The sequence below is a fragment of the Chryseobacterium sp. FW101-FHT12H09 genome (assembly GCF_058790395.1).
The window spans coordinates 158725-182749 of the sequence record NZ_JBYTCP010000003.1; the positions used below are offsets into that span (position 1 = coordinate 158725).

General features: G+C 33.5%; 24 protein-coding genes and 1 other RNA gene. 6 read left to right on the forward strand and 19 right to left on the reverse strand.

Features of this window, described 5'->3' with window-relative positions:
* The first annotated feature begins 32 nt into the window (after positions 1 to 32).
* Entirely contained in the window at positions 33 to 2222 is a 2190-nt protein-coding gene (locus AC3WRL_RS11420; protein WP_492330330.1) for a B12-binding domain-containing radical SAM protein, read from the forward strand.
* A 51-nt stretch (positions 2223 to 2273) separates the two neighbouring features.
* Here AC3WRL_RS11420 and AC3WRL_RS11425 read toward each other — a convergent pair whose 3' ends face one another.
* From AC3WRL_RS11425 to atpD, 3 genes are all read right to left on the reverse strand, one after another.
* On the reverse strand, positions 2274 to 3095 hold the full coding sequence (locus AC3WRL_RS11425) for a hypothetical protein (RefSeq protein ID WP_214824544.1): 822 nt from the start codon (positions 3093 to 3095) through the stop codon (positions 2274 to 2276).
* 79 nt (positions 3096 to 3174) lie between these two features.
* Positions 3175 to 3456 (reverse strand): FoF1 ATP synthase subunit delta/epsilon, encoded by a 282-nt coding sequence (locus tag AC3WRL_RS11430; protein ID WP_214824541.1) that lies wholly within the window; start codon positions 3454 to 3456, stop codon positions 3175 to 3177.
* 93 nt (positions 3457 to 3549) lie between these two features.
* Positions 3550 to 5058, reverse strand: coding sequence for a F0F1 ATP synthase subunit beta (atpD, locus tag AC3WRL_RS11435; RefSeq protein ID WP_214824539.1), 1509 nt, complete (start codon positions 5056 to 5058; stop codon positions 3550 to 3552).
* Positions 5059 to 5376: 318 nt separating this feature from the next.
* Between atpD and AC3WRL_RS11440 the strand changes: the two genes are divergently transcribed.
* Complete coding sequence (locus AC3WRL_RS11440; RefSeq protein WP_214824536.1) at positions 5377 to 6297, forward strand: bifunctional riboflavin kinase/FAD synthetase; 921 nt, start codon at positions 5377 to 5379, stop codon at positions 6295 to 6297.
* On the opposite strand, the gene AC3WRL_RS11445 is transcribed toward AC3WRL_RS11440, so the two are convergent.
* Together AC3WRL_RS11445 and AC3WRL_RS11450 are read right to left on the reverse strand one after the other, a co-directional pair.
* Positions 6294 to 6647, reverse strand: a complete 354-nt coding sequence (locus tag AC3WRL_RS11445) for an MmcQ/YjbR family DNA-binding protein (RefSeq protein ID WP_214824533.1) — start codon at positions 6645 to 6647, stop codon at positions 6294 to 6296. The two genes, AC3WRL_RS11440 and AC3WRL_RS11445, sit on opposite strands and share 4 nt — an antisense overlap.
* Before the next feature lie 105 nt (positions 6648 to 6752).
* Positions 6753 to 8234: a carboxylesterase/lipase family protein gene (locus AC3WRL_RS11450; RefSeq protein ID WP_214824530.1), complete on the reverse strand. Its 1482-nt coding sequence runs from the start codon at positions 8232 to 8234 to the stop codon at positions 6753 to 6755.
* A gap of 201 nt (positions 8235 to 8435) precedes the next feature.
* On the opposite strand from AC3WRL_RS11450, the gene AC3WRL_RS11455 reads away from it, so the two are divergent.
* A complete protein-coding gene (locus AC3WRL_RS11455; protein ID WP_214824527.1) occupies positions 8436 to 9092 on the forward strand; it encodes an NAD(P)H-binding protein in 657 nt (218 codons plus the stop codon).
* Positions 9093 to 9258: 166 nt separating this feature from the next.
* On the opposite strand, the gene AC3WRL_RS11460 is transcribed toward AC3WRL_RS11455, so the two are convergent.
* Together AC3WRL_RS11460 and AC3WRL_RS11465 are read right to left on the reverse strand one after the other, a co-directional pair.
* Positions 9259 to 9774 (reverse strand): VOC family protein, encoded by a 516-nt coding sequence (locus tag AC3WRL_RS11460; RefSeq protein ID WP_353050423.1) that lies wholly within the window; start codon positions 9772 to 9774, stop codon positions 9259 to 9261.
* Positions 9775 to 9857: 83 nt separating this feature from the next.
* Positions 9858 to 10433, reverse strand: coding sequence for a glutathione peroxidase (locus AC3WRL_RS11465; protein ID WP_214824525.1), 576 nt, complete (start codon positions 10431 to 10433; stop codon positions 9858 to 9860).
* A gap of 996 nt (positions 10434 to 11429) precedes the next feature.
* On the opposite strand from AC3WRL_RS11465, the gene AC3WRL_RS11470 reads away from it, so the two are divergent.
* Both AC3WRL_RS11470 and AC3WRL_RS11475 read left to right on the forward strand, forming a co-directional pair.
* Complete coding sequence (locus tag AC3WRL_RS11470; protein WP_492330331.1) at positions 11430 to 12539, forward strand: hypothetical protein; 1110 nt, start codon at positions 11430 to 11432, stop codon at positions 12537 to 12539.
* Positions 12540 to 12570: 31 nt separating this feature from the next.
* Positions 12571 to 13047 carry a calreticulin family protein gene (locus AC3WRL_RS11475; protein WP_261512375.1) on the forward strand — a complete coding sequence of 159 codons (477 nt, stop codon included), beginning with the start codon at positions 12571 to 12573 and terminating at the stop codon, positions 13045 to 13047.
* Positions 13048 to 13219: 172 nt separating this feature from the next.
* On the opposite strand, the gene AC3WRL_RS11480 is transcribed toward AC3WRL_RS11475, so the two are convergent.
* The 10 genes from AC3WRL_RS11480 to AC3WRL_RS11525 form a co-directional block, all read right to left on the reverse strand.
* Entirely contained in the window at positions 13220 to 13882 is a 663-nt protein-coding gene (locus AC3WRL_RS11480) for an outer membrane lipoprotein-sorting protein (protein WP_214824518.1), read from the reverse strand.
* A 103-nt stretch (positions 13883 to 13985) separates the two neighbouring features.
* On the reverse strand, positions 13986 to 14711 hold the full coding sequence (kdsB, locus tag AC3WRL_RS11485; RefSeq protein ID WP_214824516.1) for a 3-deoxy-manno-octulosonate cytidylyltransferase: 726 nt from the start codon (positions 14709 to 14711) through the stop codon (positions 13986 to 13988).
* A 58-nt stretch (positions 14712 to 14769) separates the two neighbouring features.
* On the reverse strand, positions 14770 to 15741 hold the full coding sequence (locus AC3WRL_RS11490; protein ID WP_251040438.1) for a phosphatase PAP2 family protein: 972 nt from the start codon (positions 15739 to 15741) through the stop codon (positions 14770 to 14772).
* A 107-nt stretch (positions 15742 to 15848) separates the two neighbouring features.
* Positions 15849 to 17102, reverse strand: a complete 1254-nt coding sequence (locus tag AC3WRL_RS11495) for a pyridoxal phosphate-dependent aminotransferase (protein ID WP_214824513.1) — start codon at positions 17100 to 17102, stop codon at positions 15849 to 15851.
* A 109-nt stretch (positions 17103 to 17211) separates the two neighbouring features.
* Positions 17212 to 18927, reverse strand: coding sequence for a phospho-sugar mutase (locus AC3WRL_RS11500; protein ID WP_261512378.1), 1716 nt, complete (start codon positions 18925 to 18927; stop codon positions 17212 to 17214).
* 147 nt (positions 18928 to 19074) lie between these two features.
* On the reverse strand, positions 19075 to 19776 hold the full coding sequence (locus AC3WRL_RS11505; RefSeq protein ID WP_214824507.1) for a GIN domain-containing protein: 702 nt from the start codon (positions 19774 to 19776) through the stop codon (positions 19075 to 19077).
* A gap of 7 nt (positions 19777 to 19783) precedes the next feature.
* Entirely contained in the window at positions 19784 to 20512 is a 729-nt protein-coding gene (locus tag AC3WRL_RS11510; RefSeq protein ID WP_492330332.1) for a DUF3667 domain-containing protein, read from the reverse strand.
* A 19-nt stretch (positions 20513 to 20531) separates the two neighbouring features.
* Positions 20532 to 20924 carry a hypothetical protein gene (locus tag AC3WRL_RS11515; RefSeq protein WP_492330333.1) on the reverse strand — a complete coding sequence of 131 codons (393 nt, stop codon included), beginning with the start codon at positions 20922 to 20924 and terminating at the stop codon, positions 20532 to 20534.
* A 1-nt stretch (position 20925) separates the two neighbouring features.
* Positions 20926 to 21876 carry a glycosyltransferase family 2 protein gene (locus AC3WRL_RS11520; protein WP_214824499.1) on the reverse strand — a complete coding sequence of 317 codons (951 nt, stop codon included), beginning with the start codon at positions 21874 to 21876 and terminating at the stop codon, positions 20926 to 20928.
* A 15-nt stretch (positions 21877 to 21891) separates the two neighbouring features.
* Positions 21892 to 22470, reverse strand: a complete 579-nt coding sequence (locus AC3WRL_RS11525) for a DUF4199 domain-containing protein (protein ID WP_492330334.1) — start codon at positions 22468 to 22470, stop codon at positions 21892 to 21894.
* A 132-nt stretch (positions 22471 to 22602) separates the two neighbouring features.
* On the opposite strand from AC3WRL_RS11525, the gene ffs reads away from it, so the two are divergent.
* Positions 22603 to 22700: signal recognition particle sRNA small type (gene ffs, locus AC3WRL_RS11530), an RNA gene on the forward strand.
* A 15-nt stretch (positions 22701 to 22715) separates the two neighbouring features.
* On the opposite strand, the gene AC3WRL_RS11535 is transcribed toward ffs, so the two are convergent.
* Both AC3WRL_RS11535 and AC3WRL_RS11540 read right to left on the reverse strand, forming a co-directional pair.
* Positions 22716 to 23402 carry a metal-dependent hydrolase gene (locus AC3WRL_RS11535; protein WP_492330335.1) on the reverse strand — a complete coding sequence of 229 codons (687 nt, stop codon included), beginning with the start codon at positions 23400 to 23402 and terminating at the stop codon, positions 22716 to 22718.
* A gap of 169 nt (positions 23403 to 23571) precedes the next feature.
* Positions 23572 to 24021: an SRPBCC family protein gene (locus AC3WRL_RS11540; RefSeq protein WP_261512382.1), complete on the reverse strand. Its 450-nt coding sequence runs from the start codon at positions 24019 to 24021 to the stop codon at positions 23572 to 23574.
* Positions 24022 to 24025: the final 4 nt, after the last annotated feature.

The following is a 24025-nucleotide window of genomic DNA, read 5'->3' on the forward strand; positions in this document are numbered from 1 at the left end:
TAATTTAAAATAAATTTGTAAAAATTTTTCTATTGAAAGATCTGCTTCTTATCACTCCGCCTTTTACCCAACTTAACACTCCTTATCCTGCAACAGCTTATATTAAAGGTTTTCTAAATACCAAAAATATTTCCAGCTATCAGATCGATTTGGGGATTGAAGTTATTTTGGAGTTATTCTCAAAAGACGGGCTTCAGAATATTTTTAATAAAAAAATTAACCTTAAAAATACTTCAGAAAATTCTCAGAGAATTTTTGCTTTAAGAGAAGAATATCTAAGAACCATTGATCAGGTTATACTTTTCTTACAAGGTAAAAATTTCACATTGGCAAGGCAGATCTGCAGCATGAATTTTTTACCGGAAGCTTCCCGTTTCAACCAATTGGATGATATGGAATTTGCTTTCGGAAACATGGGTTTACAGGACAAAGCTAAACATCTGTGTACTTTATATTTAGAAGACCTATCTGATTATATTATTGAAAATATAGATTCAGATTTTGGTTTCAGCAGATATGCGGAACGTTTGGGAAAAAGTGCTAATTCTTTTGACGAATTGTATTTAAAACTGATCGGAGGCCAAACATTTATTGACCATATAACCTTAAGTATTCTTCAGGAAAAATTAGAATTTGCTCAGCCAAAACTGGTATGCTTTTCTATTCCTTTTCCTGGAAATTTGTATGCAGCATTTAGATGTGCAAAATACATTAAAGATAACTTTCCCCACATTAAAACTGCAATGGGCGGAGGCTTCCCAAACACAGAATTAAGAGAAGTAAAAGATGCCAGAGTCTTTGAATTTTTCGATTTTATTACACTGGATGATGGTGAACTTCCTATTGAACTTCTTTACGAAAATCTAAATAGCCAATCCGAAATTGCAGAATTTAAACGGACTTTCTTAATAGAAAATGAAAAAGTAACTTATAAGAACAATTCGAAAAGACACGATTATAAGCAAGCTCAAGTAGGAACACCTGAATATACCGATTTACAGCTAGACAGATATATTTCGGTTATTGAAATTGCAAATCCAATGCACAGTTTATGGAGTGATGGAAGATGGAATAAACTTACAATGGCACATGGCTGCTACTGGGGCAAATGTACTTTTTGTGATATATCATTAGATTATATCAAAATTTATGAGCCTATTTCTGCAAAAATTCTGGTCGACAGAATGGAAGATCTCATTAAAAGTACAGGCGAAACAGGATTTCATTTTGTAGATGAAGCAGCACCACCCGCTCTAATGAGAGAAGTTGCTTTGGAAATTTTACGAAGAAATTTAGTAGTTACCTGGTGGACCAATATTCGCTTTGAAAAGAGCTTTACCAAAGATCTTTGTTTTTTATTAAAACTTTCAGGTTGTGTAGCTGTTTCCGGAGGACTGGAAGTTGCCAGTGACCGTTTATTAAAATTAATTGATAAAGGGATTTCGGTAGACCAGGTTGCTCAGGTAACAAGAAATTTCACTGAGGCCGGAGTTATGATCCATGCTTACCTGATGTATGGCTACCCTACCCAAACAGTTCAGGAAACCGTCGACTCTCTGGAGATGGTTCGTCAATTATTTGAAATGGGAATTTTACAAAGTGGATTTTGGCATCAGTTTGCCATGACCGCTCATTCACCGGTAGGCTTAAATCCAGAAGAGTTTGGAGTTACCCCTATTAAACAGGAAATTTTGTTTGCTAATAACGATATTGATTTTACAGATAAAACAGGTATTGATCATAGTAAATTTAGTTTTGGCTTAAAGAAATCTTTATTCAATTATATGCATGGGATCAATTTTGAAATTCCTCTGCAGGATTGGTTTGATTTTAAAATCCCGAAAACAACCATTCACCCTGATTATATTCACGATTGTCTTTTAGAAGATGATAGTTTTATATTTAAAGGAAATTCAAAAATTATTTTCTTAGATAAAAACGTGATCGCTGAGAATTACATTAAAACAAAAAAACAGAACTCCTGGCCGTATACCCAGCTTACATTCCATTTAAAAACCAATATTGTAAAAGTGGATCTGGAACAGGAAAAAGCTGAATGGTTAATGGAAATACTTAAAGAAAATTCTAAAGAAAGTGCGAAGAAAATTACACTTCAGCAGCTTAAAACTCAGTTTGAAGAAAGTTTTGAAGATTTTGAATTATTTTGGTTTTCAAAACCTATGCAGCAGCTAAAAGATAATGGTGTTATTTTAAGTTTGTAATCTGATTTTTTCGTAGATAGTTCAGCAATTTTCAACTAATGATTCTACTTTTTATTTCTCAACACCATCTTTTACCACAGCTCCTACTACCACTTTTTCTTGGACTTTTATAAAATTAGGATCCATAATTGCCATTCGTTCGGCGATAGCTTTGTAGGTAGGAAATTTTAATATTGAAGCCCTTCCGGACATCTCTCTATAGAGCGTAAACGATTTCCCACCAGCGGTTTTGATCTGCTTTGTGGTTGTAATATATTTTCCAATATACTTACTCTTAGCATCATAAATTTCAATATCAACAAAGGTTTTTTCGGCGATTGTATCATCAGAACCAAAGCTGACTGGTAGATTGGTAAAATACCCTACAGGAACACCATTACTTAGAATTTCGCCAACGCTGTTGACTTCAATTTTCAGTTTATCAATTTTACTTCTTATAGCGTAAGCATCTTTTGTTTTACTATCAAGCTTCCGTTTAGGCATATTCGTAAAAAGCTCATCTAAATTCTTAACATTGATCCCTTTATTATCAATCAGTTTCAAACCTTTTATAGAAGTATAAACTGCCGATTTTTCTTCACCAGAAAAAGCTGATGGAGAGATATAATCCAGTTCTATTGTTTTATCCCTGTTATATACCCTGTTTAATGTTATATAACTATCTCTTACAGAATCAACAACACTTTTATCAATGAATTCCATTGTATAGATCGGAGTTTCTTTAAGATCCATAAAAGTGTATTGATTTGATTTATTTGAAATTTTCGCGACGTGCACACCATCAAGACTTACAATCCCCCTTTTAGTTTTAAAATTCTGAGCATTAAACAAGATACTCAAAACTGTAAACAACATGACCGTACTTTTTTTCATAAAATCAGATTTTTACATTACATAAAAAAAGTGTAACCAAAGTTACACTTTTTGAAAATATATTTAGCTTTTCATTTAATTACTCACAAAGGATAATCCCTTTATCATGATTAAATTCTACAACACCGCTTTTGATAGGATAAGAAAAAACCGAATCTTTTTCATTCTCTCTTGTAAAGTTTTTAGCATACGTTTCATCAATAGAATTCACATATAATTTTACCTTACCGTTAATTAAAGAAGAAACGATTCCTGCGTGGTTTTTCATGATGTGGAATTCACCATTTTTTCCCGGCAGTAATACTGAAGTTACCTCACCTTCAAAAACTACGTGTTCTGGTGTTAAAATTTTTATATTCATTTCTTTAGATTTGAAGATTTCAGATTCCAGATTTCAGATTTCAGACAGCATTAAAGTCTCATGTCTTGTGTCTGACATCTTTTGTCTAATTTATTAAGCGTTATCAGCTAACATTTTTTGTCCTGCTGCAATAGCTTCTTCAATAGTTCCTTTCAAGTTGAAAGCAGCTTCTGGTAAATGATCTAATTCACCATCCATAATCATGTTGAATCCTTTGATAGTATCTTTAATATCTACTAATGAACCTGGGATACCTGTAAACTGTTCTGCAACGTGGAAAGGCTGAGATAAGAATCTCTGAACTTTTCTAGCACGGTAAACAACAGATTTATCTTCTTCAGAAAGTTCTTCCATACCAAGGATAGCGATGATATCTTGAAGAGCTTTATATCTTTGAAGAATTTCTTTTACTCTTTGAGCACAGTTATAATGCTCTTCTCCGATAATTTCAGGAGCTAGGATTCTTGAAGTAGAAGCCAATGGATCTACTGCCGGATAAATACCTAATGAAGCAATTTTTCTATCTAGTACTGTTGTTGCATCCAAGTGAGCAAACGTAGTTGCCGGAGCCGGGTCAGTTAAGTCATCCGCAGGTACATAAACAGCCTGTACAGAAGTAATAGATCCGTTCTTAGTAGAAGTAATTCTTTCCTGCATTGCACCCATCTCAGAAGCAAGTGTTGGTTGGTAACCTACCGCAGATGGCATACGACCAAGAAGTGCAGATACCTCAGAACCAGCTTGTGTAAAACGGAAGATATTATCTACGAAGAATAGAACGTCTCTACCCTGTCCACTTTCTCCACCATCCCTATAGTATTCAGCTAATGTAAGACCAGAAAGTGCTACTCTAGCTCTTGCTCCTGGTGGCTCGTTCATTTGTCCGAAAACGAATGCTGCTTTAGATTCTTTCATAGCCTCTAAGTCTACTTTAGAAAGATCCCAACCTCCGTTTTCCATAGAGTGCATAAAATCATCACCATATTTGATAATTCCTGATTCTAGCATCTCTCTTAAAAGGTCATTTCCTTCTCTCGTTCTTTCACCTACTCCAGCGAAAACAGAAAGACCACCGTGTCCTTTTGCAATATTGTTAATCAACTCCTGGATCAATACTGTTTTACCTACACCAGCACCACCAAACAATCCAATCTTACCCCCTTTTGCGTAAGGTTCAACTAGATCGATTACTTTAATACCTGTAAATAAAACTTCTGCAGAAGTTGAAAGTTGATCAAATTTTGGAGCTGGTCTGTGAATTGGCAGACCACCTTCTTTAGAAATATTTTGAAGCCCGTCGATAGCATCACCAACAACGTTGAATAGTCTTCCGTTCACAGCCTCACCGATTGGCATTGTAATAGGATTTCCATATCCAATTACGTCTTGCCCTCTTTGAAGACCGTCTGTAGCATCCATTGCGATACATCTTACTGTATCCTCACCAATATGTTGTTCTACCTCTAAGACTACTTTTTCACCGTTTCCTTTAGTAATTTCTAACGCGTCATAAATACTTGGAATTGCTTCCACATTATTAAAAACTACGTCGATTACAGGACCAATAATTTGAGAAATTTTTCCTTTAATTTGGTTTGCCATTGCTAAATTTTTTCTTGGTGCAAATATAATGAATCTTAACAAACCCGCAATTGGTAAAAAAAAGATTTTTATCATACTTTTTAACCTCTCTAAAATTCGGATTCTGGCTTTTAATTTTTTGGATTTTCAATTAATTTTAATATAATTATGCGTCGGATTGAAGTTAATTTACAGATCAATGAGATAAACATCATATAATAAGGGTAACCAATTATACACTTAATAGACAACGTAAAATACAATAACATAAAATAACTTGCGATACATTATAGTAGATTATTTTAAAGGCTTTATATTTGCAGTCAAATTTTTTCCGTTTTGAAAGTTTTCAAGAATTTTAAAGATTATTCCTCTCAAAAGCCTCTAGCATTGTCTTTAGGAATGTTTGACGGAGTACATCTAGGTCATAAATGTATTATTGACGAATTAAAAAAAGTGGGTACAGAAAACCAACTAGAGACTGCTATCCTTACTTTTTGGCCACATCCAAGATTTGTTTTTAATCCAAATGAAGATTTAAAACTTTTAAATACGTTAGATGAAAAGAAATTACTGATCGATAAATATGGTATCAATAATTTATTCTTAAAAGAATTTGATGAAGAATTCAGGAATCTCACCGGAGAGGAATTTGTTCGTCAAATCCTTATCGACAAGCTGAATGTAAAATACCTTATTATAGGATACGATCATTCTTTCGGAAAAAATAAAAGTGGGAATTTTGAACTTCTTCAAAAACTTTCAAAAGAATTGAATTTTGAAGTGGAACAAATGGAAGCAATCAATATCCACGAAAACAATATCAGTTCTACAAAAATCAGGAATGCACTTTTAGCTGGAAACATTGTTGCAGCCAATGAAATGTTGGGCTACTCCTACTCTGTTTCAGGAAAAGTAATTCATGGAAAGAAAATAGGAAGAACAATTGGTTATCCTACTGCTAATATTGGTACTGATTCCATTAAGTTATTACCTAAAAAAGGAGCTTATATTGTTGAAGTTGAAGTAAAAGGTCAGACATATAAAGGGATGTTGAGTGTTGGAACCAATCCAACCGTAAACGGTGATACTTTAACTGTCGAAGTCTACATACTTGATTTTAATGAAGATATTTATGATCAGGATATCACGGTAAAATTCAGAGATTTTCTTCATGATGAGATCAAATTTGAAGGCCTTGAAAAGTTAATTGAAAGATTGGATGAAGATAAAAGACTGACTGAAGAATTTGATTTTTAAGTATTTGTAATTTCTTCCCTCGCTTTTTTCGTTAAAGAATTAAAAACCAATTCATAAGACTGATCAATCAGTTTAAAAATAAGATCTCTTTTTAAACCATCTACTGAAACTGAATTCCAATGGGTTTTATTCATATGATAAGCCCCGGTGATCTGTGGATATTGTTCGCGAAGCTCAGCACTCCATTCGGGATCTGTCTTTACATTAATTCCCAAAGGCTGCCTCTCCAAACCCATCAGGAGAAACATTTTTGTTCCTACTTTCATGACAAGCGTTTCATTATCAAAAGGAAAAGTTTCTGTGACTCCTTTTTTAGCAAGACAATAATCTAATATTTCGTTAGCATCCATAATTTGTTAGTTGAAAGGTGAAAATGGAAAGTTGATAGTTGATAGTTGATAGTTGATAGTTGATAGTGCAAAATTAATGTTTAGGAAGTTCCTTTAATCTTTTAATTATCTAATTCTATCCCAGAGAGAACGTTCATCAGCTCGATCGTTGACTGTAATTTGTGATACAGTATCAAAACGCATAGATATACGATTATTAACATTATAAGTATCCCAACCAGGATTGCCGTTAGTAGCAAAATTTACCCATGCTTTATGTACACTGTCAGCCAATTGTTGTGGAAGTTGGTTGCCTAATATTTCGGAAAAGCCAGCATTAGTCAGATTATCAAATACAAAAGCAATCTCAAGACCGTGGCAAGCTCCAAGTAGATTGTTACATGCAGGTGATTCCCATGAAAATTCATATACATGTGTGTTGCCGTGCTTTTCTGCAACGCGCAAAGCTGGAATACGGTAAAACCAATCTGTGATAATTGCACTTAGCACATCACCAGGAGAACTATCTGGACGGTTTGCCTTATAGATTTGAATGGCCTCAGTAGATAGTCCATAAGCAGAAGCTGCCATATCTAAAGCCGTATCAGTGATTTTTGATATGGTACCTTCAGGTACAAGAAATAATCTAAATTCCTGACTATTACTACCAATAAGAATATCTATATCTTTACTTGCGCCTTTAGCAATGCATTCTATAGGGGTTGCTGTTAATAACTGACCATCAACTATTGGCTCAAACGGCATTAAGTTGAAAGCAGCCTCACCCCATAATTTTGCTGAAGGATTTGCCATAATTTCGGATCCCAATTGACCTTGTGCAGCAAAAAGCTTTTCAAGAGTAACCTGTCCGATTGCTTCGCGTGTTGGCTCAACACCAAGTATTTCAGCAAGCCTGGTACCAATAAGCTTTGCAGAGGAAGGACTAATTACTGAGTGTCCTGCTCCCGACTCAGCAATAGCCCGTCGAAATAAACCTTCTGCTTCTTTCATTGCGAGTAAAGTACAAACACTCATTCCACCAGCAGACTCACCGAAAATAGTAACATTATCAGGATCACCACCAAAGTTTACAATATTGTCCCGAACCCATCTGAGTGCAGCAATTTGGTCAAGTATACCAAGGTTAGGTACCCCATCACCAAACCACAAAAATCCGTCAATACCAATCCGATAATTTATGGTAACTAAAACAACACCATCTCGTGCAAAATGACTCCCATCATAGCCTGAAACAGCACCTGACCCAAGAGTAAAGGCACCACCATAAATAAAAACCATGACTGGCTTTTTTTCAGCAACACCTGAAGTCCAAATATTAAGGTTTAAATAATCATCTCCCGGAATTACCACATTGGGTAATAATCCAGCAAACGGTCCAGATTTTGGGGTTATTTGTGGCGGAGTGGCACCATATTCTGTTGCATTTTTTACACCCGTCCATGGCATTGGAGGTTTGGGTGGTTGAAAGCGGTTTACACCAATAGGTGGGGCAGCATAAGGAATGCCTTTAAATGCTAAGATACCATCTTCTTTTTTAATGCCACTAACGTCTCCGTACTGAGTGCTGACCGTTTTTAATGTTTCCATAATATTTATAAAAGGTTCAACACAAACTTAGCAAAATTTGGTAAAATTTCAGAGTGTGTTTCAGTTATATTCAATAATAATTTTTAGCGAATAATTTCATTTTTAGGTTGTTAATATTTTAATCTTTCTGTTTTATTAATCAAAATTTAGTAAATTTAGAAAGGAAAAGAAAAATTATACTTATCACAAATCACATTTATTATGAAAGCTTTGGTAATAGGCGCGACTGGTGCCACAGGTAAAGATTTAGTCAGTCAATTGTTGAATGATAAAGAGTTTGATGAAGTAGATGTTTTCGTTAGAAAACCGCTGGATATAAAAAGTGATAAATTAAAAGTTCACGTAGTGAATTTTGAGAATCCTGAAGAATGGAAAGATTCGGTAAAAGGTGATGTAGCCTTCTCATGTCTCGGAACTACTTTAAAAACCGCAGGAAGCAAGGAAGCCCAGAGAAAAGTGGATTTCGATTATCAATATCAATTTGCAAAAGCTGCTAAAGAAAATAATGTGGATGACTATGTTCTGGTTTCTGCCTATGGAGCTGATCCTAAGTCAAAAATTTTCTATTCTAAAATGAAAGGAGAACTGGAAGATGCGGTAAGACAACTCCATTTTAATAAGATCACTATCTTCAAACCCGGAATGTTGGAGAGAAAAGATTCTGACAGAACAGGAGAAGTCCTGGGAAGCAGAATTATAAAATTCGCAAATAAAATTGGACTTTTAGAAAGTCAAAAACCCTTACCTACATATATTTTAGCCAAAGCAATGATCAATTCTTCAAAAATCAAAAGCAATGGCTATTCCAGTATCAAATTGGGAAATATTTTCTGCTTTGCAGAAAAGACAAATGAATAATAATTGAAAGTTAGAATTTAGAAGTTAGATCGAAAATAATAATTTTAAGTAGAACCACGAAATCCATAACCCGCATCTCAAATCCCATAACTTTTAAACTTTCCACTTTTAATTTCAATTTAAACCCGAATCTTATAGCTCCTAAAATCTGATACCTATAACCTAGTTATTTCGTGGTTTTACTTCCCATACTTTTCCCTAATTTTTCATACTCAATATCATTAGGCTCCCACAGTTCTATTTTGTTACCTTCGACATCCATGATGTGTACAAATTTTCCGTATTCATAGGTGTCGACCTTATCCACGATTGTTACACCTTCTTTTTTCAGTTCTTCTACCAATTTTTCAAGATTTTCTACACGGTAATTAATCATAAAATCTTTTTCAGAAGGCTGAAAGTATTTTGTCTTTTCATTGAAAGGGCTCCATTGTGAAAATCCTTTCTTAGAATTATCCGCACCCTGATACCACTCAAACACAGCACCATATTCATTTGTATTAAGACCTAAATGATCTTTATACCATTCTCTCATCTTTTTAGGATCTTTACATTTAAAAAAGATTCCACCAATACCTGTTACTCTTTTCAGATCATCCGATTTCTTTTCTGTAGCTGATTTAAAAGCAAATCCTAGTATAAAAGAAGCCAGAATGCAAGAAGCAAAAAATATTTTTTTCATAAATTACGTTTTATCTGTTCAATAATATTCTCATAAAAAAAGTGGATGAAAACATCCACTTTGTAAAAATATACTTTTTAATTTTATTTCAAATACTTTGTAATAGCCTCATCAGTAGGTTTTGTAGTACTTACAAAACTGTCCACCAATTTACCATTTTCATCTATCAGGAATTTTGTAAAATTCCAAAGGATCGTTGTATTCTTTACTCCGTTCAGGTCTTTCTCTGTCAGATATTTAAAGATTGGAGCTGTGTCATCACCTTTCACAGAAACTTTAGCTGCCAAAGGGAAAGTTACTCCATAATTTTTCTGACAAAAAGCTCCGATTTCTGTATTTGTTCCTGGTTCCTGACCTCCAAAATTATTGGCAGGGAAACCTACAATGACCAATTTATCTTTATACTCTTCATACACTTTTTCTAAATCAGCATACTGTGGAGTAAATCCACACTCGGAAGCAGTATTTACAATAAGGATTTTCTTCCCTTTAAAATCAGCAAAATTGATTTCCTTCCCATCCAGGCTTTCAACTTTGAAATCATATATTGTTTTTCCCATAAGTTCGTTGGTTTTAGCTTTAGAAATTTCACTTTTTTGATTCGTACAACTCTGTAAAAATGCCACAAAAGAAAGCAGCAATACAAAAAATTTTTTCATTTGAATGATGTATATTTACCTTGCTAGTTACAAAATTTATTTTAAAAGCCGGATATTTCATTTAGAATATTTATCTAGAAAAAGGATAACCTTTTACTTAATCGGATCTTGTTCATATCTCAAATTATATTTACTTAGGGATAAAAAGAAAAGATTGTTATATCACCATATTTTATTTCCCAACTAATCCCCTATCGTTTGACTCTGTCAGTTACAAAATACATTTTATTCACATATTGAAAACACATTATTTATAAGCCAAAAATACTGAAAATCAATTTTTGTTATAGATCAGTATATACTCTCATCCTGCTTTTCGTAAGGATTGTTATTTTATTTCTTTTAATATTTACTTTCAATTTATTTTTTATTCTATTCTTAAAATCAGAGAAAAAAAATATTTATATCCAATTATTATTGCTGGCATTTAAATTTTATTTTAAAATCCCAAACAGGTGATATATTATTAATAAAAATAATATAAATCACTTATAATCAAAACAATACATTCATTTTAAATAATTAGAAAAAATAATTTTGAGCCCAAATTATTGCACATACAATAATTTTTAATCATAGATTGGCAACTTAAAACCAATAAAAAAAACATTTATGAAAAAATTATTTATTTAGCTGCACGTACTTCTCTTGTTTTGTGTCGTACAATGGATAACGTTTCAAGCAATGAGAATAAAAAAAAACGAAATGGGGATCTCAGCTCATTTTGGGAATCCTAGATCGTTATTTTTATTAAAGACCAGTCAATAGATTAATATTATATTTTGTATGTGCGCAGTACAGAATAAATACGAAAATATTGATTTCAAGAACTCTATGTCGATAATATACGGCAAAAAACAAACCCTTAACAATTAATTTCTTGCTTTGTCAAGGAATTAGTAAAATAACATCATTTAATTAAAATTTTTAAATATGGCACAGATAAAAACTTACACTGTTGACCCTGCGAAACGTCGCATCCTTACAGTTAAAAACATGGAAGAAATAGGAATAACAGATGAATTTCTTCAGGATTTTTTGACTAAAAAAATACCTGGATTAATGAGACCCCAAGTAGATGAAAGTGGAAAACCTATTCTGGATAGTAATAGACGACAAATCCCGTTATGGCCAGTAGGAGTATCTATAAACGATAAAAAATTTGGTGTTTTCCCTGATCCAAATGCTGCAAAAAGAGGATGGATGGCTTTTTTTGAAATTGGAGCTCCCTTGTTTGAAGAAAGATCAAATATCATTCAACCTGTTGCTGATGTAATATCTACCAGAACCTATGAAAATAGATCGTCTGAAATCCGTCAATTTTCTGATACTATTGAATTTACTGTAGGGAATACAATCAATTGGGCTTTGTCAAGTACAGGAACTACTACTTTTGACGGAAAAGTTGCTGGGGAATTGCAAGGACAAATATCGAAAACTATAGAGACGATTTTGACAGAGAGTTTGTCTAATAGTTTAGCAAAATATGATAGCAATACCATCACGCAAACCAAGCACATACATAATCATAAAGACAATATAGGTGTCCAAACTGTATCTTCTGCCGCAAATCAATCAGCAAGTACTAAAACAACTAATTTTACTTTCACCAATTCAAACAGGCTAAGCTTCACAGGGACTGGTACTGCTATTGGTCGTGGAGAGCTAGCTGCAGAACTTGGGCTTTCTTTGACGGGTACGATTTCTGGTACACTAACAACATCATGGAAATCAGATTCTAATGTTTCAGGAAGCATCCCAGCCAACTCTCGAGTTGAAACCTCGGCAACACAAAGGCGTCAGGTGAAGCAATTTACTTACGAAATACCCATTACGTTTGATGGATTCATTGCATTGAATTATGATGAATTGGTTCTTCCTATTGTGAATGCAGACGGGCCACTTCCAGCTTCAGCTCCTCCAGCTAAAGTAATTCCTGTTAGCATATCTTTTTTAGAGCTTGTAGAGAAAAATAAACTATACAGACCAAAGGGAATAGCAGAAACAGTATCAGCTCTGGATGTAAATCATACTATTTTCGATACCAAGGCACTTAGTAGAGATGGTAGTCAAAAATTTGGAACAGAGCGTCCGCATAATTTGTAAAATCAATATAACTTATAAAAAAACAACAAATATGACATTTCAAGATATATTCAATTTTTCCCGCAGTATATCTGCCGGAGGAAGCAAAGCAGAAGGGGAACTTTTTGGATTCATACCAAAAGAAGAAAATGAATCAATCAGTACTCCTCCTCACGATCCATTTAAACCCGAAGAACCGGTTCGACAAGATCCGAAAATTGTGAGAGAAACATCCCCACAATCCAATATTGTATTCAATTTCATAAAATCGGTGACTTCTGATATTAAACAATCTAGTGATAGTGTAGAGAAATCAATGAATGATCCTTCGTCAGTAGTTGATCCAGCCGCAGGTGCTATGGGTAAAGCCCGAGAAACTTCTGATAAGGTTAAGGATGATACTCCTGCTTCTGATACATCAATTACTCCTCCACCTAAACCTAAGGATGTTAGACCAGAGGGATGGGATGAGAAACCCAAAGCTAATAATGAGAAGCCAGATAATTGGAATGAAAAATTTCCTAAGTAATCGTCTAAAAGTAGAAATATAATAGATGTTTTTATCAAAAAACACTATATAAATAAAAGCCTCAGATTTGATCCGAGGCTTTTACTATTTAACATGCCTAGCAGCAATAAATCTTTGTGCATTATTTACTTTTCTATTACGGTTCAGTTGATGAAAAGTAGCTTAAATCGAATTAAAATTTAAAAATATTTGCCGGAAACACTTTGTTAATATCGATCTTATTAATTTGCATCACAAAATCACCGTCTTTTTTAGAACTTGATGACTCTATTCTGAATGGCATAACCAGATTTCCAACTTTTTTATACTCCGAATAGTTTAAAGTTTCTTCTTTCTTTATTTCTTTTAAGAGCATATAAGTATTGGTATCGAAGTAGTATAAATTTTTGTTTACATTTTTCGTTAATTCTACCTTATGACAGTAAATATCTCCTACTTTTTCTTTTCCTAAATATTTTGCATCAAATCCTTTATTCTCCCAATCTATAAAGTCATTATCAAAGCTTTCAGGAACATAATTCGGGTATTCCTGAACTTTATTTGTTGCATAATTCATGGCATATCCTTTATTTCCATCATAACCTTCAATCGCCGTTTCTTTATTATTGATCGTAAGAACTGTCTTAGTAAGATTCGGACGTTGCTGGTAAATTTTTATCGGGTATTCATCCTTAATTCCTAAAATTACTTTACCCTGAAGTAATACTGAATTTAATAGCTTCCAATTCGTTAATCCGCCTGATAATTCTATATTTTTATCTATAATTTCCTTTGCGGTCTGTGCAAAAGAGAGTTGCGAATAAATCAGTACGAATACTAAAAGTAATTTCTTCATTAATTCAATTTATAGTTCAAATATAAGGTTTTTATGAAAGGTAAAGATGAATTTGCAAAAAAGTAAAACCATCTTTATTCCAGGGATTTTACAGATTTAAAAGCTAACCTATTAGCTTCCTTGCTTTTTCTAAATCTTCAGGAGTATCAATTCCCACACCGATAAAGTTGGTTTCTATTAATTTGATCTTCATTCCGTATTCCAGATAACGAATGCATTCTATTTTTTCTGAAATTTCTAAAGGTTTCATTTCCAATTTAGAGAATTGCAATAGAGCATGTTTTCTAAAAGCATAGACTCCGATATGTTTAAAATAATCAACATCATAAGAAGTTTCCCTGTGATAAGGGATAATAGAACGGCTAAAATACAAGGCGAATCCACTGTTATCTGTGATCACTTTTACATTATTAGGGTTTTCTATTTCTTCTTTTTCAGTCAGTTTTATTTTTAATGAAGCTAATGAGATCTCCTGATTATCATCTTGCTTAAAAACTTCGATCAATTGTTTGAGGGGTTCAGTTTTTAAAAAAGGTTCATCTCCTTGTACATTAATAACAATGTCACAATCTATGTTCTGAACAGCTTCTGCAATACGGTCACTCCCCGTTTCATGCTGTCCTGTCATCACAGCTTTCCCACCATTATTTACAATTTCATTATAGATAATCTCAGAATCACTGGCTACAAAAACTTCATCAAATAAACCAGTTTCTACAACATTCTGATAAGTAGTTGTGATCACTGTTTTTTCTCCTAAAATCTGCATTAATTTTCCTGGAAAACGGCTCGCTTCGTAACGAGCGGGAATAACGGCTATGATCTTCATTGAATGAATCTAATTGTTTAAAATTTTCTTTAAATATAGGCAAAATATGCTTTTCATTTTAAAAAGATAAGTTAATACCAACCATATTGTAACCAAAATTATGAGAAGCGGTAAAGTTAACTTTATAGTGTACCTTTCCTGCATTAAATCCTGAAACGGTATATCTGTTTTTGGAAATGGTTTTTCCTATAAAATATCCCATCAACAAAGCTAAAGGATAGTCAGATGCCCAATGAACCTGGCTCTGCATCATTTGAAAGGCCAATGCTCCGGCTAATGTATAGCCTACAGGCTTTATCCATTTTACATCAGGATAATTATCCGCTATAACCGTTAATGCCGACATAAACGTAGTTAAATGCCCTGAGGGCATCGCATCATAACGCGAAGTATTACTTGAAAATGCAGAAAAACCAGGAAACGGAGTCCAATGTCCCCCAGAGTTACCATTTTCAATTGCTACAAATGGACTTTCTCTTCCCGTCATTCTTTTTATGGTTTGAGAAAAAACACCTGAAAGTATTAAACTTTCCATTAATCCACTTGCTGTAGCTTGAGCTCTATAATCATCTTTTATTAATCCATAAGCAGCAAAACCGATCCCTAACAGTACAACTGTAGACCCATTACCAATTAAATACAGGCCTGCTCCAATATCTTTTGGAATTTTTATTAATCCACCAACTTTACTGTAATTATTGTCAGCACTCATTCCCCATTTATCACCCAGCTCTCTTGAGTTATCTATAAGTTTCTGATCAAAAGGTAATAGTACTAAAGTACTTGCCACTGCACCACCTAGATAATAGGCATGATCTTTTGCAACAAAATCTTTATTTGTCTCAATAAAATCTTTGGGAACTCTTGTAATAAATTCAAAAAGCTTTGGTTTAGAATAGGTTCTAACAGAGCCATCTTTTAGCGTATAATTTTGGGACTTTGGAGGGTTTACGATAATTGTACTATCGCTCTTTTGAGACCATACCATGACAGATATCGGTAACAATATCAATCTAATTCTTTTCATCATGTGTGTATATTAATACCCGCAATTAACTATTTACCTAATATTCAAAAGAACTTATGACGGGAAATAAAGTTCGAAAGAAAAAATTTAGTTAATTGCGGGTATGTATTTTATTTCAAATTGTTTAATGCCTGTTCAAGTTTTGGCATCATTACTTCAATTTCATTTACAGCTAATCCACCTACAGAAGCACGGAACCAAGGTTCAGATTTTTCTTCACCGAAGGCAGAGAATGGAACTAATGCCACTCCAGCTTCATTGATCAGGTAAAATCCAAGATCAGATGAATTTTCGATAACAGTTCCGTCTGGTTTTGTTTTTCCGATATAATCTAATTTAATAGTAAGGTAAAGAGCCCCCATTGGTTCGATACTTTCTACTGCCAATCCTTTTCCTTTCAGATCCTGAATTCCTTTGTGAAGCACTTTTAGACTCTCTTCCAACTTAGCTTTAAAATCGTCAACGAAAGTATTTACATCTTCAGTATTCTGATAAAATTTAGCTGTTGCTTCCTGCTCCGGTTTTGGTGCCCAAGCTCCTACGTGAGTAAGCAGTGCTTTCATTTTATCAATGATATGAGCTGGTCCGAATCCCCATCCTACACGAACTCCCGTAGCAGCCAAACATTTTGAAATACCATCAATGTATATGGTGTATTCTTTCATCTCAGGAAATAAAGAAACAGGATCATAATGCTTTGCATCAAAAGTAAGGTTGGAATAGATCTGGTCATACATTAAGTACAACGGCTTCTCATCTTCACCTCTCTTCTTGTTTTCTTCAATGATCAATTCACAGATTTCTGAAAGCTGATCCTTTGTAAACATTGTTCCTGTTGGATTCAATGGTGAACAAAGTGCTAACAAAACAGCACCACCTAAGTGAGGTTTAATATCAGCGGCAGTAGGTAAAAAGTTATTTTCAGGTGTCGTTTTTACTTCAATGGCATCAGCTGATGTAAGGTATGCATAATGGTTATTGTTCCATGAAGGAATTGGATAAATGATTTTATCACCTTCATCTACAATTGTTTTATACACAGCATAGATCAATGGTCTTGAACCCGCAGTGATCAAAATATCATTTGCAGAATAATCAAGGTTCCATCTTGTTTTAAGATCTTTAGAAACCTCATTTCTTAAAGATAAAAGCCCATTTGCTGGCGGATAGTTTGTCAGATTATTCTGATAAGCTTTCTGAATCTCTTCCTTCAACTTTGCAGGTATCGGATAAATATTAGAATTCAGATCACCAATAGTAAGATTGGCTATCTCCGCTCCTTTTGCTTTTAAATCATTTACTTCATTACCAATTTTTACAATTTCAGAACCAATCAGGTTCGCCGCTAATTTTGAAACTTTCACTTTATTTAAAATTTAGAATTATTTTAAGTTTTCAGGGATTAAAGATTAGAAATTAGATTTTAGGAATTTTCCATTAAACTCTATTTCTAAACACCAAGCCCACTCTTATTTATGTTAACTGTAAGTCTGTTTTTACCTGATTGATTTTCTCATCCAAAGATTTTAATTTATCTCTAAAATCAGCCTCAGAAGTAATACTATCTTTTACAGAAATATAGAATTTAATTTTTGGTTCAGTCCCTGAAGGTCTTACACAAACTTTAGTTCCATCCTGTGTATAATAGATCAATACATTTGATTTTGGAATATCATTCATTACCTGTTTCTCATTTTTAGAAACAATAAAATTGGTTTGTTCCTTAAAATCTTTTACTTCTTCCACTAGAGAACCAGCTATTTGTTTAGGTGGATTTTCACGGAAATTTTTCATCATATTCTGAATTTCTTCAGCTCCGTCTCGTCCCTTTCTTACAAGGTTTACCAATCCCTCATAATACATTCCGGTTTCCTGATAGATCTCAATCATATATTGATACATCGTTCTGCCGTTTGCTTTACACCAGGCAGCAATCTCACAAGCAACAAGAATACTTCCACAAGAATCTTTATCACGAACAAAGTCTCCTGTCATAAAACCAAAACTTTCTTCTCCACCACAAACAAACTTTTCTTTTCCTTCAGCCTCACGAATCATTTTTCCGATCCATTTAAATCCAGTAAGACCAGCTTTGCAGGCAACACCAAACTTTTGAGCAATATCAAAGAAAATATCTGAAGTAACAATTGTTGAACCGATAAACTCTTTTCCTGTAATTTTTCCAAGCTTTCTCCACTCATTAAGGATATAATAGGTAAGAATTGTATTGGTTTGGTTTCCATTCAGCAGTTGCATTTCACCATCGAGATTTCTTACCGCAATCCCCAATCGATCACCATCCGGATCTGTTCCGATCACAATATCAGCATTTGTAATTTTCGCTAAATCCATTGCCATTTCCAATGCTGCCGGCTCTTCAGGGTTTGGAGATTCTACAGTAGTAAAATTCCCACTAGGAATCATTTGTTCCTTTACAAGGTCAATTTTTTTGAATCCGGCCTTTTCCAGAGCTTTTGGAACTGTTGTATACGTAGTTCCATGAATGGAAGTGAAAACAATATTAAGGTTCTCTTTTCCAACATTCTGATAGGTAGAGTTTTCAATACAGGCATCAATATACACATCATCCTGTTCTTCTCCGATCCATTCTATAAGATCATCATTCCCATTGAAGTTAATTTCATTGAATTTTACAGAATAAACTTCATTAATAATCGCTTCATCATGAGGTGGAACAATCTGTGCTCCATCATTCCAATATACTTTATATCCGTTATATTCCGGTGGGTTGTGTGAAGCGGTTAAAACAATACCACCGTTACATTTTTTATCACGAACGGTAAAAGACAATTCGGGAGTAGGTCTGTGATCTTTAAAAAGTAATACTTTAATCCCGTTAGCCGTTAGAACATCAGCTACCAACTTTCCAAATTCCTTAGAGTTATGCCGTACATCATAAGCTATAGCAACCTTAATTTCTTCATTTGGAAATTGCTTTAACATATAATTCGCAAGTCCTTGTGTTGCTTGACCTAACGTATACTTATTTAAACGATTTGTTCCAACACCCATAATTCCTCTCATTCCTCCGGTTCCGAATTCCAGTTCTCTATAAAAAGAATCTTCCAGATCAGGGGAATTACCATCAATCAATAATTGTACAGCATCTCTCGTTTCCTGATCAAACGTATCACTTAACCAAAGTTTCGCTTTTTCTAATGTTGTCATATTTGTACTTTGTTCTTTTAAATTTGTGTCTAATTATTTTTTATAAATTGTCATTTTGAGAAACGAGAAATCTCTATGGTTATTTTTAAAGATTTCTGAACTACGTTCCTGGACCTGTAGTTTGTGTTCTGAATGACAATAAACTTTTTAATCCAATTTCTTATTCTCTACCCTTGTTGTTTTATCAATTTTAAAAGCACGGATCGGATCGTTATAATACAAAAACTTCGCAGTATTCTGAATATGTCCCTTTAGAGAATCTTTTACATTAACCTCTGCATAATTTCCATTTTTAGAATCAATATTCAAGTTTGTAATTTTCCAATATGGAGCAATCAAACTTGCAGTATCAGAGATCTTTATCACTGCATTTTTAGTTTCCCCTAAAAAATTAGCCCTACTTTTGTTCAGCATCTCCACTTCTGCTCTTCTTGTATTCACTGAACCCATAAATGTAGCGTTATTCTTTAAATTAAGCTTAAAGTTATCTGTTTTTATTTCGCTTGAAATATTCATTTCTACAGAATCGGAGACCGATACTTTTTCAAGATTATATTTAGAATAAATGGTTACATTATAAAAATCAACCCCCTTTGTACCTCTTTTTTCCTTGATTGAAAGGGTTTTATCTTTTACATCAACATCTAAATTATTGGCAACATTGGGATATGTTTCTATTTCAATAAAGTTTTTTGGTCCTCTTGCATAAAACACACGAAACTTTCCTTGCATATCAAGATTCACAAATTCTGAAACATCAATATCTTTCTTTTCAATATTTCCTTTTGGAGAAATTTTTCCGCAGGAAACTAAGGCAAAGACAGCAGCTACATAGAATATATTTTTCATTTTTATTTTAAAATATGTTATATAAAAGTATAATTATTGCAAAACATCCAATTATTAGTAAGATATAAAAAACTAATAACCTCCATAGTAAGCCTAATTTTGAGTATGAATCTTTAAAAGCATTAAAATAAGTAAAACCAGGAAATAAAGCCAAGCCACTAACTAAAATTTTATCTAAGATATTAATGATTTTTGACAATGGCTCATAAACTCCGATAATGCTAATGGCATCATCTAATAACAATAATACCAGAATTCCTGAAAGACTGACGGATGCAATAATCACATGTTCTGCAATATTCAGCTTAATTCGTTTAAAAATAACCCATCCATTCAAAGCCAGAATCGGGATCAAAGCAAACAAAATTGTTTTAGAGTATTTTGAGAAAAAATCAACAATATCTGAGCTTTCTTTGGGAATTTCCTTAGGGTTCAGATCCAAATAAAAATGCAGGGCTAAAACATTGAAACCAAATAAAATAAGTAATAGAGAAAATAAATTATAGTATTTAACTCTTTTACCTGAAATATAATCCATTGCCATTTTTCCAGGACTAAATAAAATATGTTTTAATGTTCGGAAAAACCTTGCTTCTACATGCCAAACTGATCCTAAAATATCGCTTTTAATAAGAGAATGCGGAGTTATTCTTGCAGTGTCGGCCCTCTGTCCGCAATGAGCACAAAACTCATCGGAAATTCTATAACCGCAGTTCAAACAACTCTTTTTACTCATGAAAAAACATCACATTATTTTAAGTATTTTCAAGCGATCCTGCATAAATGATCAGACCTACAAAAGCTGCCGTTATGATAACCGCAATGATTAAAGGTTTCCATATCTTTTTTTTAGGAAACTGCTCTTCATCCGGGAAATAGGTCGGAACGAAATAATATGAAAGTAAGCTTCCGCCAGCAATTCCGCAAACATAGGCAAGTGAGCTTTTCGGCTCTTCCGGAATATTTACAATGATAATCGTTACAATAGTCATCAAAATTGAAATTCCCAATACCATATAAGCCTCTTTTTTCTTCTTTATATCAATTAAATTCTGATACAATAAAATACCTCCGAAAAGAGTCGACATTAAAATAGAAAAACCTAAAATAGCTTTTTTGGAATATATTTTTGGCAGATTATTCTCCATATCAGATTACTTCATCAATATTATAATTTTTATGCTCTCTATTTGTTCTTATGATCATTTCACCTAAGAACCCTGCAATAAACAGAAGCGTTCCCATGATCATCATTGTCAAAGCAATAAAAAACCACGGATTATTGGTAATAAGATGCCCATAAATTCCTCTTGATACATCAATTAGCTTTGAAACTCCCAACCAAAATGCAGAAAGAAATCCAAAAATAAACATAATCGTTCCTACTGCTCCAAAAAAATGCATAGGTCTGCCTCCAAAACGACTTACAAACCAAAGTGTTACCAAATCAAGAAAACCACGAATAAATCTTTCAGTTCCAAATTTTGAAGTTCCATAAGGTCTGGCCTGATGACGAACTTCTTTTTCAGTAATCCTTCTGAACCCTGCATTAGCAGCTAAAACAGGAATATAACGGTGCATATCTCCATATACATCTATAGATTTTACAACCTGTTTTTTATATGCTTTCAAACCACAGTTGAAATCATGAAGTTCAACTCCTGATACTTTTCTTGCCGCTGCATTGAAAAGCTTTGAAGGAACATTTTTAGTCATTACATTATCAAAACGTTTCTTCTTCCAACCTGAAACAATATCGTAATTGTCTTCAATTACCATTTTGTACAGATCAGGGATTTCTTCTGGAAAATCCTGTAAATCAGCATCCATTGTGATAATTACATCACCATGTGCTCTTTCAAAAGCAGCATGCAATGCCTGAGATTTTCCGTAATTTCTGGAAAATTTTATCCCATGAATCTGTGGATTTTGAACCTTCAGATTTTCGATAATACTCCATGACAAATCCGTGCTTCCATCATCTACAAACCAAATCTCATAGGATAAATTGCTTGTTTTACAAACAGTATCAATCCTTGAGAAAAGCTCTTCCAAAGAGTCTTCTTCATTAAGCAGCGGAATAATTATAGATAAATTCATTTAACTTTTATAAAATTATTGGTGAATTGTTTTTGTTCTGAAAAACGCTCCAAAAAACACTGACAAAACTACGTAAAATATAAGAATTGCTGCAAAATATCCTGAAAAATGACTTGCCGTAAGCATATCTTTTCCTTTAACAGCTTGTGGAGAAAAGCTTTGAATTCTCTCTTTATATTTCTGATCGAGCTCGTCGATATCTTTTTGATGTTTTAAAATCTTTCTTGCAGACTTGTATTCTGAATCAAGTTCTGATTTTTGTCTTTCAACATATTGGTAATTTAATAGCTTTTTTGCATCTGTATCTACAAAATTTAAAAATGCATAAATACTAAATATTGAAAGAATTCCGCCAATGAACATTGGAACGAAAGATCTTTTGAAAGCTTCTCTGAAACCCATTTTATGGTTATTCCAATGAGATTTTACTGACCAGAATGCTGCAGCAGCATAAATAATAGGCAGTACGAAAGCATTGATTTTGAGAGAAGTATCAAAATAATGGATTCCTGAGAAAAAGTAATACGCTATAAAAAAAACAATCATTGTAGCGATAAACAGTATAATTCCTATGGTGGATGGACTTTTCGTCATATTCTTATTTTTAGAAAAATTTTAGAAAAATTATTGCTCTAAATTTCAGCAATTTAGCTTAGGTAAAGCATTTTTTCGTTCATTTTTCTGTAATATTATTTTCAAATTTATAATTAATTCCTATCTTTGCACCGGCAAGTCCTACACAACCAGCTCCTGAGAATCCTCCAGGGTGGGAACACAGCAAAGGTAATTGGTCGTAGCGGTGTGATGTAGATAGCTTGCCATTTTTTATTTCCCTTAGTTTAAAATTCAAACTTCTCTCCCAATTTCGGTAAAACAAGTTCAACATTCTTATCAGCGAAATGCTTTAAAGCACTTTCATGATTAATTTCAATAGCAGGGAAAGTATCAAAATGACATCCAATAACTTTAGGCGTTTTCAATAATTCTGCTGCTGCAAAAGCTGCTTTTCTTGGACACATTGTATAATGACTTCCGATAGGTAAAATAGATAAATCAATATTTCCGTATAATCTTGAGAATAATTCCATATCGGCCATTACTCCGGTATCCCCTGCCAAATAAAGATTCTTACCTTCAGGTAATCTGAAAATATAGCCCACAGGAACACCTCCGTAGCTTCCATCTGGGAAAGAACTCGTATGATGAGCCGGAACCATGGAAATTTTAAGATCGTCGATTTTTGCCGATCCTCCTAAGTTCACATCATCTTTATTTTTGGCCATCTTAAAATAACCACAAACTTCAGGTACTCCAATTACAGTAGCATCCGGGTGATACTCTAAAACTTCTGCTACATCAGCAATATGATCACCATGAGCATGAGTTAATAAAATGTAATCTATTTTTTGTGCTGAAATATCAAACCCCGATTCAGCTTTTTTGTAGTTATAAAACGGATCACTTAAAATCGTTTTATCTTTGTAAGTGAACAAAAAACAATTTTGCCCTAAATATTGTATTTTCATTTTTAATTTATTTTTTTAATTATTTTTAAACACAAATAGCATTAATATCTCGTCACTAGTCACAGCAAAAATATTGTGAAATTTGTGAAAGTATTTGTGTATTTAGTTTTTTAAAAGCAATAGAATGCTAATATTTCTCTGTGGGAGATTTTATTAAGATGATGAAACCTTATTTCTGTGGAAACTTATCTTCGATCAATCTTAAATTAATTCCATGTTCCAGATACGCTTTACAGCCATCCAAGACAGTGGTAAAACCGCCAGTATTATCATTAACGGTTTTTAAAAGATCTTCTCCAGTCTGAGTGAATCCATAACTTTTAATCACCACAAAGGTTCCTTTTTCCATTTCTTTGAATTCATAATCCACCTTACTTGCAGGATCACCCCACTCTGTTTTTATCAGATGATTATGAATTATTTCAAGAACGGTAACATTATTTTTCACCCCATACATTTCCCATTCCCAGGTAACCGTCTTACCTTTTTCTAACTTTCCAGTCGATTTTGTAAACCAAAACTGGGTCGTGATCTCAGGATTAACAAATGCTTCGAATACCTCTTGAATAGGCTTTCTGATAAGCATTTGAGCTTCAACGTAGATAGGAGAATTACTCATAATG

Excerpts from the sequence above, each read along its gene's own strand:
- AC3WRL_RS11425 (WP_214824544.1), bottom strand. The coding sequence starts at position 3,095 with ATGAAAAAAAGTACGGTCATGTTGTTTACAGTTTTGAGTATCTTGTTT.
- AC3WRL_RS11430 (WP_214824541.1), bottom strand. The coding sequence starts at position 3,456 with ATGAATATAAAAATTTTAACACCAGAACACGTAGTTTTTGAAGGTGAG.
- atpD (WP_214824539.1), bottom strand. The coding sequence starts at position 5,058 with ATGGCAAACCAAATTAAAGGAAAAATTTCTCAAATTATTGGTCCTGTA.
- AC3WRL_RS11445 (WP_214824533.1), bottom strand. The coding sequence starts at position 6,647 with ATGGATGCTAACGAAATATTAGATTATTGTCTTGCTAAAAAAGGAGTC.
- AC3WRL_RS11450 (WP_214824530.1), bottom strand. The coding sequence starts at position 8,234 with ATGGAAACATTAAAAACGGTCAGCACTCAGTACGGAGACGTTAGTGGC.
- AC3WRL_RS11455 (WP_214824527.1), top strand. The coding sequence starts at position 8,436 with ATGAAAGCTTTGGTAATAGGCGCGACTGGTGCCACAGGTAAAGATTTA.
- AC3WRL_RS11460 (WP_353050423.1), bottom strand. The coding sequence starts at position 9,774 with ATGAAAAAAATATTTTTTGCTTCTTGCATTCTGGCTTCTTTTATACTA.
- AC3WRL_RS11465 (WP_214824525.1), bottom strand. The coding sequence starts at position 10,433 with ATGAAAAAATTTTTTGTATTGCTGCTTTCTTTTGTGGCATTTTTACAG.
- AC3WRL_RS11470 (WP_492330331.1), top strand. The coding sequence starts at position 11,430 with ATGGAAGAAATAGGAATAACAGATGAATTTCTTCAGGATTTTTTGACT.
- AC3WRL_RS11475 (WP_261512375.1), top strand. The coding sequence starts at position 12,571 with ATGACATTTCAAGATATATTCAATTTTTCCCGCAGTATATCTGCCGGA.
- AC3WRL_RS11480 (WP_214824518.1), bottom strand. The coding sequence starts at position 13,882 with ATGAAGAAATTACTTTTAGTATTCGTACTGATTTATTCGCAACTCTCT.
- kdsB (WP_214824516.1), bottom strand. The coding sequence starts at position 14,711 with ATGAAGATCATAGCCGTTATTCCCGCTCGTTACGAAGCGAGCCGTTTT.
- AC3WRL_RS11490 (WP_251040438.1), bottom strand. The coding sequence starts at position 15,741 with ATGATGAAAAGAATTAGATTGATATTGTTACCGATATCTGTCATGGTA.
- AC3WRL_RS11500 (WP_261512378.1), bottom strand. The coding sequence starts at position 18,927 with ATGACAACATTAGAAAAAGCGAAACTTTGGTTAAGTGATACGTTTGAT.
- AC3WRL_RS11505 (WP_214824507.1), bottom strand. The coding sequence starts at position 19,776 with ATGAAAAATATATTCTATGTAGCTGCTGTCTTTGCCTTAGTTTCCTGC.
- AC3WRL_RS11510 (WP_492330332.1), bottom strand. The coding sequence starts at position 20,512 with ATGAGTAAAAAGAGTTGTTTGAACTGCGGTTATAGAATTTCCGATGAG.
- AC3WRL_RS11515 (WP_492330333.1), bottom strand. The coding sequence starts at position 20,924 with ATGGAGAATAATCTGCCAAAAATATATTCCAAAAAAGCTATTTTAGGT.
- AC3WRL_RS11520 (WP_214824499.1), bottom strand. The coding sequence starts at position 21,876 with ATGAATTTATCTATAATTATTCCGCTGCTTAATGAAGAAGACTCTTTG.
- AC3WRL_RS11525 (WP_492330334.1), bottom strand. The coding sequence starts at position 22,470 with ATGACGAAAAGTCCATCCACCATAGGAATTATACTGTTTATCGCTACA.
- AC3WRL_RS11535 (WP_492330335.1), bottom strand. The coding sequence starts at position 23,402 with ATGAAAATACAATATTTAGGGCAAAATTGTTTTTTGTTCACTTACAAA.
- AC3WRL_RS11540 (WP_261512382.1), bottom strand. The coding sequence starts at position 24,021 with ATGAGTAATTCTCCTATCTACGTTGAAGCTCAAATGCTTATCAGAAAG.